General features: G+C 69.3%; 7 protein-coding genes. 5 read left to right on the top strand and 2 right to left on the bottom strand.

Going from position 1 to position 10,750, the window contains the following annotated elements:
* Positions 1-182: 182 nt before the first annotated feature.
* From ACWEKR_RS18685 to ACWEKR_RS18675, 3 genes are all read left to right on the top strand, one after another.
* On the top strand, positions 183-1,766 hold the full coding sequence (locus ACWEKR_RS18685; protein WP_452355513.1) for a carboxylesterase/lipase family protein: 1,584 nt from the start codon (positions 183-185) through the stop codon (positions 1,764-1,766).
* Positions 1,767-2,569: 803 nt separating this feature from the next.
* The gene (locus tag ACWEKR_RS18680; protein WP_452355512.1) at positions 2,570-2,824 is read left to right on the top strand and encodes a S1 RNA-binding domain-containing protein; all 255 of its coding nucleotides are present in this window, start codon (positions 2,570-2,572) and stop codon (positions 2,822-2,824) included.
* Positions 2,825-3,239: 415 nt separating this feature from the next.
* Positions 3,240-3,926: a PAS and ANTAR domain-containing protein gene (locus tag ACWEKR_RS18675; RefSeq protein ID WP_452355511.1), complete on the top strand. Its 687-nt coding sequence runs from the start codon at positions 3,240-3,242 to the stop codon at positions 3,924-3,926.
* Between the two features lie 18 nt (positions 3,927-3,944).
* Here ACWEKR_RS18675 and ACWEKR_RS18670 read toward each other — a convergent pair whose 3' ends face one another.
* Positions 3,945-5,021 carry a baeRF2 domain-containing protein gene (locus ACWEKR_RS18670; protein ID WP_452355510.1) on the bottom strand — a complete coding sequence of 359 codons (1,077 nt, stop codon included), beginning with the start codon at positions 5,019-5,021 and terminating at the stop codon, positions 3,945-3,947.
* 792 nt (positions 5,022-5,813) lie between these two features.
* On the opposite strand from ACWEKR_RS18670, the gene ACWEKR_RS18665 reads away from it, so the two are divergent.
* Together ACWEKR_RS18665 and ACWEKR_RS18660 are read left to right on the top strand one after the other, a co-directional pair.
* Positions 5,814-5,975, top strand: coding sequence for a hypothetical protein (locus ACWEKR_RS18665; protein ID WP_159839866.1), 162 nt, complete (start codon positions 5,814-5,816; stop codon positions 5,973-5,975).
* Between the two features lie 494 nt (positions 5,976-6,469).
* Positions 6,470-9,229, top strand: coding sequence for a hypothetical protein (locus ACWEKR_RS18660; RefSeq protein WP_452355509.1), 2,760 nt, complete (start codon positions 6,470-6,472; stop codon positions 9,227-9,229).
* On the opposite strand, the gene ACWEKR_RS18655 is transcribed toward ACWEKR_RS18660, so the two are convergent.
* A complete protein-coding gene (locus ACWEKR_RS18655) occupies positions 9,208-10,683 on the bottom strand; it encodes an MFS transporter (RefSeq protein ID WP_452355508.1) in 1,476 nt (491 codons plus the stop codon). The two genes, ACWEKR_RS18660 and ACWEKR_RS18655, sit on opposite strands and share 22 nt — an antisense overlap.
* Positions 10,684-10,750: the final 67 nt, after the last annotated feature.

The following is a 10,750-nucleotide window of genomic DNA, read 5'->3' as shown; positions in this document are numbered from 1 at the left end:
GGATGAGGGTTGCAGCGACGAATCGGCTTCCGTCGCGTGCGGCCGGTCGACTGCCGACCCGGAAGCGCCGCGCCGCCGAGCCGATCGGGCTACCGCGGCGGACGAGGCCGGAAGCCCGCCGCCGACCGTAGCGACCGCATCGGAGGTATGGGGCAGCCATGATTCGTTGGATCGTGCGAACCGTGATCGCTCTGACGGTCCTCACCGGTTCGTGGTTCGCGGGTGTCCCGGCGCCCGTGGTCGCGTCGGCGCCGCTGGAGGTGCTCGTGACCGGCGGCTCGATCTCCGGCCGCGTCGCCGACGGAACCGTCGAGTATCTGGGCATCCCGTTCGCCGCGCCCACCGGAGGCTCGGCGCGGTTCGGCCCGCCACGTCCCGTCCCGCCGTGGCCTGGTGTTCGTCCGGCGCGCGACCACGGGCCGCAGTGTCCGCAGAACGGATACCTGCCCGGTCTACCGCCGACCGGACCCACCAGCGAGGACTGCCTGACCATCGACGTATACGCGCCGGCCCGCGCATCCGCGCGCCCGCTGCCCGTCATGGTGTTCTTCCACGGCGGCGGTTACGTCACCGGCTCCAACAGCCAATACGACGCGCCCACCGGGATGGTCGCGGACGGCGACGTCATCGTGGCGGTCCCGAACTACCGACTCGGACCCTTCGGCTTCATGTCGCTTCCCGAGTTGGCGGCCGAGTCCGGCGGCGCCACCGGGACGGTCGGCATCCAGGACCAGCAAGCCGCGCTGCGGTGGGTGCGCGACAACGCGCCCGTGTTCGGCGGCGATCCGGGAAATGTCACGATATTCGGAGAATCGGCAGGCGGGGGGAGCGTCTGTACACACTTCGCCGCACCCGGCTCCGACGAGCTGTATGCCAAAGCGATCGTCCAAAGCGGCTCGTGCGACCGATCACCGCTGGTCCCCGGCAATCGCGACGATGCCTACGAGCGCTCGCAACACTATGCGGACAGCGTCGGATGCGCGGACGCCGCAACCCGTTTGGCCTGCCTGCGCGCGCTGCCCGAAGCGACACTGCTCGACTCGCCGAGCGTCCGATTCGACGGGCCGACACCCATCTGGGTGCCCAGCGTCGACGGCGTCGTCATCACCCGCACGCTCGACGCGGCCCTGGCGGAGGACCCCCGTAAGCGACCGCTCATCGTCGGAAACAACAGCGCGGAAGGAGCGCTGTTCGTCGCCGAATCCGACTACGCCCGCGGCCACGTTCCGGATGTGGCGAGCTATGAACGCTATGTTCGCCAATCCTTCGGCGGCTACGCCGACCGCGTACTCGCCCGATATCCGCTCGACCGGTACCCCTCGGTGGCCGCCGCCCAGACCGCGGTGATCACCGATGGCCTGTTCGCCTGTCCCGCCCTGTTCATCAGCCGCACCGCTCGCGATGCCGGGCATCCGCTGTGGCAGTACGAATTCGACGAGGCACCGTTCGGCGCCGACAACCCCGTGCTGCCCGGCGCCTTCCACTCCGCCGAACTCCCGTATCTTTTCTCCGGTCTCATGGGTGTGCCGATCCCCTGGACCGGCGCGTCGGCCGCGTTCGCCGCGCAGATGCAACGATGGTGGACCACCTTCGCCCATACCGGCGACCCGAACGCTCCCGGTTCGCCGCAATGGTCGGCCTGGCCGGAATCGGCCGGGCACGGCACCGACGGGCCCGCGCTGATCATGCGCGCGACCGGCAGTTTCATGACGGACGACTTCGCCGCTCGCCACCACTGCGCGTTCTGGGCCGAACGCGAGCGCTGACGCGTGCCCACACCGTGCCCGGTGATCGGGTGCCCGGACCGACCGCCGCGAACGCGGGAGACCGTCGCCCGCCTCGGTCAGCTCGAGACAGCTCGTTCGACGCGGGGTCCCCGTCGGGTTGCTGGTCCTCGGTGATGCGGTGTGCAGTTTCAGTCCCGCGTTCGGCCAGGGTATGACGGTCTGCGCGCTGCAGGCGGTGCAACTGCGCCGCGTGCTCACGGAGGGCGACCACGATCTCGCCGGTCCTTCTTCCGTGCCGCCGCCGCGGTGATCGATGACCCGGGGACGATCACGAAGCTGTTCGACCCGGCGATGCCGCACGTGGATGCCGAAAACGGCGGCGCACAGCGGTCCTCGGCGCACTGGCGTGACTGGTGATGGCGGTCGGCGCGCAGGATGCGGCGGTAGCGGGGAAGATCGCACGGATCGCCGGGCTGCTGGACCGCCCGGCGGCGGTTCTGCTCCGGGCCGCATGGACCCTCGGATCTCTCGGCGTGGAGTCGCTGCCGACGCTCGGCCGGGTTGCGTCCACATCACCCGCCCCCTGTCCCGGCGACGCGCCGGGCGACGTTTCTCGAGTGCGAAAAGGCGCTTCGGACTGAGCTTTTCGCTACTTTCCGGACGCGGGTCTTGCTCCATGGCGACGCGCTGGGTTATGGTCGTCGCCATGACTGCCGGGTCGGCGACACGCCGCACACAGAACGGTTACCCGGCCGCGCTGTGATCTTCCGGCGGGCCAGGGGCCCGCCCGCCTTCTTCACGAAATCCCAGGAATTATCGGGACATCGGAAGGAGGTGAATACATGTCCCCTTCGGAATCATCGCCGCAGCGCGGCTGGCCGGAGTTCGTCGCCGCGCACGCGCGGGGCTCCGTGCTCGAGGCTGCCGTCGTTCAGATCGCGCCGTTCGGCGCCTTCTTGGAGGTCGCTCCGGGCATTCACGGGTTGCTGCACCGAACCGAGTGGTCTACCGAGCCGCAGATCGGCGCCACGCTGACGGTGCGCATTCTCGATATCGATACCGAGAGGCAGCGGGTCGCTCTGGCGCACGCTGACTGACACTCGGCACGGGTGTGCCGGGGCAGACTCCACCTGCCCCGGCACACCCCCAAGACTATCCGCATCCCCGCGGGCGCGGCGGACCATCCTGTCGGTTCAGCGTGCCGGGACCGCCCGTCCGGAGCCCCTCAGGCCCGCGCGTGTTGCCGCGCGAACCGTCTCGCCAATCCGGGCGCGACTCCATTGCACCCCATGTAGAGAAGGTGCGCTCCCTGGGTCGTAGGTCGTCAGCAAACCGGAGGTTCGTTATGGCGACGGTGGGAAGGGAGGTGTCGCCGAGCATCCCCGGCCGTGCGGGAAAGTCGCTTCGATCGGCCTAAGATGAGGTCGTCACCGCAGGTGAGCGCGGTCGGGACGGCTGCCTCGACCGACGAGATGTACGTTACGACGCTGCAGGCAGGAGCATACGGACGCGATGAACGAATCGGGCGACCGAATCGTGGACACGGCCGAGGGGACGGTAGCCAGGGTGGTCGGCGCCGGGACGCCGCAGACCACGGGAAGCTTCCGGTTCTGGTTCGCCGATCAGCGGTGGGAGTGGTCGAACGAGGTCGCCGCGATGCACGGTTACGCGCCCGACACGGTGACGCCGACAACCGAGTTGCTCCTCGCGCACAAGCACCCGGAGGACCGGGATCACGTCGCCGAGGCGATCGAGAAGTCGGTCCGCAACGCCGAACCGTTCTGCAGCCGCCACCGCATCATCGACACCGCCGGTGAACCGCACCATGTCCTCGTGCTGGGCGACACCATGACCGACAAGGACGGCACCGTGGTCGGCACCGCGGGCTACTACGTCGATCTGACGGCCACCATCGCCGAGGAACGGCAGGATCTGCTCGACGGCACGCTGCCGAGACTGTTCGAGGCGCGCGCGCTGATCGAGCAGGCCAAAGGCGTGCTGATGCGGGTCTACCGGATCAATGCCGACCAGGCATTCCACGTCCTGCAGTGGCGATCCCAGGAGACCAACGTCAAATTGCGCGACCTCGCCGCCCAGCTCATCGCCGAACTCGATTGCCTGCCGCAGCCTCCGCCCGCGGTGCAGACGGCCTTCGACCACATGCTGCTCACGCTGCACGAGCGCATGCCGAAGTCGTGAGGTCGCCGCGCCGCGGGCCTATCGGCCGCGCAGCACGGCGCCGACCCCGTCGCGCAGGTCGGCGACGGCCTCGACCAGCATGACCTCGGCCCCGATCGCCAGGGCGGCCACCGGGAGGGCTTCGTCGGCGCGGCGCATCTCGCCGGCCGAGCTGTGCGCGGCCGGGCCGAGCAGCGGGTTCGGCGCGGTCCCGGCCAGCACCAAGCGGTCGCCCAGCGCCCCCGGGTCGAGCAGCAGTCGCTCCACGGCGGCGGAGCGCAACGCGGTCGTGGTCGCGGCCAGCCCGGCCACCGCCAGGCCGTCCGCAAGCCGGATCTCGGTGGCGAAGTTCTCGAGCACCCGGCGGCGGCGCTGCGCCACCACCTGATGCAAGATCTCGCGGATCTCCGCGTCGAGCGCCTTCGGGTCCGAACCCGGCGCAGGCGGACCGGCTTCGGCCTCGACGACGTCGCGGCCCTTCGCGTCGAACGCCGCGCGCAACTCCGAACGGGCGCGCGCTTCGCCGGCGAGCACGACGACCTCCGCGCCCACGGTCTCGGCCAGCCGGTCCAGCTCGTCGGCGAACTCGCGGATGTTGCGCCGCGTGGTGTCCTCGACCTGCTGCCGGAGCGTGCGATGCGACCAGTCGTCGCGCCGGATCGGCTGCCCCGGGTGGGCGGGACTGCGCAGGGCTTCCCGCGCTTCGCTGCCGTGGCCGTCGAGCGAGTAGAGTTCCGAGCCCACCCGGTCCACGAGGGCGACGACGTGCGGAACCTTCTCCGCCTGCGCTTCCAGGAGCGGCAGCAGATAGGGCAGCGGGGACACCCGGACGATCCGGGTGGCAGGCGGGCTCGGCAGGCGTTCGTCGGCGAGCACCTCGGTCTCGTCGGCGATGAGCAGTCGGCCGCAGCGTCCCCGCGGCGGCGGGTGCAGCGCGATCGCCTGGGCCAGCAGCCGTCGCATGCGGGGCCGGGCTCCGCTGCGTTCCAGTTCGGTGTCGATCGAGCGCCACCGCAGCTCGCTCTCCCGCGTCGCGTCCTCGGTGTTCTGCGAACTGTCGAAGCAGACCGAGGCGAAGGGGCCGTGCTTTCGAATTATCCGGCGGAGGTCGGCCATCGGTATCACCTGGTTTCGTCGGCCATGGACGTCCGCGCCGACGGTCTTCGGCAACCATCTGACGCCACCCGGTCCGTGGGCCTCGGCGCCCGGGTGACTCCGTCGTGAGTGCCAACGGCTTCGGTTCGGCGAACCATAGTCGGCGGGTACCCGGGTGTCTCGAGCCGAATCAGTCGACGCGAAACTTCACGGGGCGCCTGCCGCTGTCGCGCGCGATAGTCGAAAGGTTTGTGGCCGAGAGGTTTTGGATGGACGGATCCGGCCCGCCGCCCCCTCCGCTCCGCCCGCACCCGGGTGGCATCGTGGCCGTTCCTGTGTCACCGCGGGGTATGTGGGTCACCGGGCGGCCTCGGCCGGGTTCGGCAACCGATGAGCAGCGTGGCTGCGAGCCGGGCATCGAGCGCCGGGGAGCGGATTCCGCCGGTCCGCGTGCTCCGCCGGCAGGGCGCGAGCATCGGGTGCGTTTCGCCACCGGGGCGCCTTTTTCGGTTTCGTGTAAGAAAGCCGGTCGAGCGGCTATTTCCACTGTTCAGCGGGCAGAAATGTGACCAAGTGACCAGTTGGTGTCCGGATCGTAAACCGAAAAGATCGGTTTGTTTCCTCGCGGCTGTGGTAAATGTGGGAGGTATCGGATCGACAGCGCGGTCGGCCGATAAAGGGGCGAGGAACCCGCGCTGCTCGATGTTCAGCCGTTTCGAAGCGCTCTGTCGCGGAACTACCGGCGCGCACGAACACGAGGGCTCTCCGCAAGGATGTGTACGGCCACGTGCACCAGCGCAGAGGAATGTCATCGTGATCGAGAAGCCCGAAGCGCCCGTCGCGGACGACGACGAACGAGATCGGATCGTATGGCCCGACCCCAGCCCGCTCAGCGGCTGGTGGGCCGAGGTCATGGCTCATCGCCGGATCACCCGGCCCCACTCTTCCTCCGCCGCCGACCCGCGGCACAACTGAGCGAACCGACGGCGTCCTCCCGTCCCGTGCGACGTGCGGACGGACGGATTCCGATGCCGTGCGCGGCCCTGCCACAGGGGCGCGGCGGTGGCGCCGAAATTGTGGACGTGCGCCTTTTGGCGTCCCACTCCGAATGCACGTGCAAAAGTACTTTCATGTGGAGCCGATGACATCGGTAAACGCGACGGCGGCGTGTGAATAGCCGCTCAGGGCTCGAACACCGAGCCGGACGTGTCGCGAATTCGCCGGCCGGTCGCGCGAAACACACTCCGAGACGTGCGAAATCGAAGACTCGTTTCGAGTTCCCCTGAACTGTCGTGTGAAGACGCCCCATCCCGACCGTGCTCTGCCGCGTCTCGCGTGCTTGTGCGCCGTGCCGGCTGCCCGGCCGCCGCGCTCCGCCACCGCCGTCTCCAGCGAAGCTCTGTGCCTGTCAAAGGGTTTGGCTTCTGCTTCAATGGGTGGTCACATTCGGCGGAGGACACGGGGGCGTCATGTCCGGCACCAGAGCTGTCTCCTTTCGGGGAGTCGATGTGCTCGAGGATCTGCTGCGCTGGTTGGTACGACGGCCGCCGCGGGGCGAGTCGACGCTGCCGATGGTGGTTTTGTGTGGCGATCTCACCAACGTCGATGCCTGTCTGGACATGTTCGGTACGGCACTGGGCGGCGCCTTGCACGCGGCCGTGGACGTCGACGCTCTCGACCCTTTGCCCGAGGGCAGTTCCGTGGTCGACGACACCACGCCGGGGCTCACCGATTTGCGCCGACTGCTCTACAACCTGTGCAAAGGATTGTCCGCCGACCGCTTCGGGCGATCGAGCCCGTTGCCGTTCCGGCGCTACCGGCTCGCCGAGTGGTTGATGGCGCGCAAGCTGAGTTCCGACAACGAGCTCGACGAACTGGCGTCGCTGCTGCGCAGAGACTTCGGCCGATGGGGTGAGGAGTTGCTCGGCGAAGCCGAGGCCACGGTGGGCGTGGTGCAGCGGCTCGTGCTGGGATTGCTGCGCATCGTGCTCCCGGCGGCGGTGTTCCGGGCGCGGACCGGCGGTCGGATACCCGGGGTGGGGCGCGAGTTCCGCTGGTTCATGCGCCAGCAGTATCTGGCGCCGGAACAGTCCAGTCAGTTCCTCGGCTTCGCCCACCGGCTCACCGAGGGCGCCCGCCGCCGCGAGAACGGCGAACAGCTGGCCAAGCTGCTGGTGCACGCGTTCGTCGAAGACCTGCGGGTCGCCTACCAACGGCGCGGGTTGGGCATCGGCGCGGCGCGGCGCACCACCTATCCGGTCGCGATCCTGCGCGCACTCGACGGTGAAGCCGGTCAACGGCTGCTGGATCTGATCAACGACGTTCGCAACGAGACCGGCAAAGACGATCCGCTGCTGGTGGTGGCGGGCACGCGGACGCCGCCGCTGGGCGTCACCGCGCGACCGGCGTACCGGGTGCGGCGGTTGTACGAGATCTGGCTGGACGAACTGCCCGTCGCGCGGCAGCGGCAGCGGCAGCGCGCTTGGCAGCTGTGGTTCGGGGTGCCCGCGACCGGCCCGAACGACGACGAACCGGACCCGTTCCGTCGCATCGATCCGCCCGCGCCGCCGTGGTGGGCGCGGCGGGCGGTGACGGTGACCGCGATGGCCCTGGTCGTCGTGCTGGCACTGGCCGCGGCCGGCTTCGCGACCTGGCGACCGTGGCGTGCGGGCGCACCCGCGTGCGCGACCGGTACGGCCGACCAGTGGGTGCGCGTCGTTCCCGGCGCGGACGGCAATTGCGTCGGATTCAGCGCCTACGATCCGGACGATCCCGCGGCAGGCGGGCGGGGCTTCCTGTTCGCGAGCGACGAGCCCGGCAGCCGCCGCCTGGTGGACGTGCAGCGGCGGGTGTACAAGCAGAATCTGCTGGCCGAACAGCTGGCCCGGGAGCAGCCGGCGCGGCCGCTGTTCACGCTGGTCTATTTCGGTCAGCTCACCGGCGTCCCGGGCGACTATCCGGCGCAGAGCGAGGACATCGAGGGCTTGGCCCTGGCGCAGTACAGCGGGCTCGAAGCGGTCGCGTTGTCCGACGCCCGCACGCCCGACACGATCCCGTTGATCCGGTTGCTGCTCGCGAACACGGGGCCGGCCAATCTGCAGGGGCCGCAGGTCGTCGATCTGCTGGCGCCGCTCGTCGGGGCCGAGCCGAGCATCGTCGGGGCGATCGGGCTCGACCAGAGCCGCACCGCGACACTGGGCATGATCAACGCGCTGACCGGCCTCGGCCTTCCGATCGTCGCGCCGAGCCTGTCGGCCGACGAGATGGTGACATCGTCGCCGCTGTATTTCCAGATCGCGCCGCCGAATTCCGCGATTGCCGACATGATCGAGCAGTATCTGAACTCGCTGCCCGGCTCGGCCGGACGCGGCGTGCGGATCTACCACCGGCCCGACCCGACCGATCTCTACACCGAGAACATGGCCGCCGACCTGCATATCCTCGCCCGGGGCGGGCGCCGGATCTGGGACGGATCCTGGGACCGGCGCGAGGCCTTCACCGGGCCGGACAACACCGACGCGTGCGACGAGGTGCTGTTCTTCGCCGGCCGGGATTCGGAGTTCCCCGACTTCCTGCAAAGCCTCAACAAGGCGTGCGGCGACCGGCGGGTGCTGTTGATCGCGGATGATTCGGTCAACCGGTTCATGGCCAGCGCGGACCGGCGCAGGGCCGCCAACAGCGCGCGCCCGCTCGTCTACGTGGCGAAGGCGAGCCTGGTGACCTGCCGGAACAAGGGGCAGGGCAGACGCAGCCGGGTCGAGTTCTACAACCTCGCCACCACCGTGGATCCGGAGATCCCGAGCTGGAACGCCTGCGCCGAGGCGGACAAACCGCTGGGCGAGCGCGTGCAGTTGCATCCGCTGGGCGAGCGGGTCGCGCTGACCTACGACGCGGTGGGCTTGTTCGTGCGCGCCGTGCAAGCGCTGGCTCCGGCCGTCTCCGGCGTGTGGACCGAGCCGATCCCGATCAGCGCGGCCGCGGTGTGGGCCGCGCTGCGTGATCTCCCTCGGCATCCGGTGATCGAATCCAGCAGCGGTGTGCTGGACTTCTCGGTCAGTCAGGGCGCGCACGCGGGACGGGTGGCGCACGACAAGTGGGTGGGCATGCTCAGCGTGGAGCAGATCTGGGATCCCTCGACCACCGCCGAACCCGTGATGATCTACGGCTGTGGCCGGGCTTCCGCCGAGGACACCGCGCAGTGCCGCCCCTACCCGCTCGGCGGCGGCTGACCGGCCTCCACCCGGCTGGGCTCCGGCGTCGCGCTGAGCGGCTCGGCCAGCTCCTCCAGCGACCGGCCTTCGGCCCGCACCCCATAAGCCAGTTCGACCAACCCGGCCGCGAACATGGCCAGCGCGCCGATGACGAACGCCAGGGCGGTCTTCCCCGGCTCACCGTCCGCGGTGAGCTCGGCGAACACCAACGGTCCCGCGACGCCACCCGCGACCGTCCCGATGGCGTAGAAGAAGGCGATGGCCATGGCGCGGGTCTCCATCGGGAAGATCTCGCTGACGGTCAGATAGGCCGCGCTGGCGCCGCACGACGCGACGAACAGCACCGCGGTCCAGCATGCCGTGAGTGTCGTGGCGGTCAGGTGACCGCCCGCGAAAAGCCATGCGGTGCCCAGCAGGAGCACCGCCGAACCGAGATAGCTGCCCGCGATCATCGGCTTGCGCCCGACCGTGTCGAACAGCTTGCCCAGCAACAGCGGGCCCAGGAAGTTGCCGAAGCACAGCACCGCGAAGTAGTAGCCGACCCGGTCGTCCGGGATGCCGAACGACCTGGACAGGATGAGCGCGTAGTTGAACGTGATGGCGTTGTAGAGGAACGCCTGCCCGATGAACAACGACAGTCCGAGCACACCGCGGCGCGGATAGTGCCGCACCATCACCTCGGCGATCTCCCGGAAGGAAATCGTCCGGCGCTGCCGGATGCGGATCCGCTGATCGGACACGTCTGCCAACTGCGTGCCCGTGTCCGCGCGGACGCGCTGTTCGATCGCGGTCACGGTGCGTTCCGCGTCGTCCTCGTGACCGTGGATGAACTGCCAGCGCGGACTCTCCGGGACGTGCCTGCGCACCAGCAGGATGACCAGACCGAAGACCGCGCCGAGCGCGAAGGTCAACCGCCAGCCCACATTCGGGGGGAACAGGTCCGTGTTCAGCGCGACGATCGACAGCAGCGCACCGCCGACGGCCCCGAGCCAGTAGGTGCCGTTGATGACGATGTCGATGCGGCCGCGGTACTGCTTCGGAATCAGTTCGTCGATGGCGGAATTGATGGCCGCGTACTCGCCGCCGATACCGAACCCGGTGAGGAACCGGAAGAAGACGAACCACCACATCGAGAACGAGAGCGCTGTCATCGCGGTCGCGAAGAGGTACACCGCGAGGGTGATCAGGAACAGCTTCTTCCGGCCGAATCTGTCGGTCAGCCACCCGAAGAACAGCGCGCCCGAGCCTGCGCCGGCGACGTACATGGCGGCCGCGATGCCGGAAACCTGTGCGGCTGTGATGGTCAGGCCACTGCCCGGTTGGGACAGCCGGGCGGCCACGCTGCCGACGACGGTCACTTCGAGCCCGTCGAGGATCCACACGGATCCGAGCCCGATCACGATCATCCAATGCCACCGCGACCAGGGCAGACGATCCAGTCTGGCCGGGATGTCGGTCGATATGGTCCGCACGGATCACCACCTTCGCCAAGCTCGGGGGTCGGATACCCCGAGCCGCGTCGGCCAATCCCGCCGGTGA

The sequence above is a fragment of the Nocardia sp. NPDC004573 genome (assembly GCF_053602135.1).
This window is presented reverse-complemented; position numbering and strand designations above follow the sequence as displayed.

Bases quoted from the DNA above. Each gene is read 5' to 3' on its own strand.
- ACWEKR_RS18670 (WP_452355510.1), bottom strand. From the start codon at position 5,021: ATGGCCGACCTCCGCCGGATAATTCGAAAGCACGGCCCCTTCGCCTCG.
- ACWEKR_RS18660 (WP_452355509.1), top strand. From the start codon at position 6,470: ATGTCCGGCACCAGAGCTGTCTCCTTTCGGGGAGTCGATGTGCTCGAG.
- ACWEKR_RS18675 (WP_452355511.1), top strand. From the start codon at position 3,240: ATGAACGAATCGGGCGACCGAATCGTGGACACGGCCGAGGGGACGGTA.
- ACWEKR_RS18680 (WP_452355512.1), top strand. From the start codon at position 2,570: ATGTCCCCTTCGGAATCATCGCCGCAGCGCGGCTGGCCGGAGTTCGTC.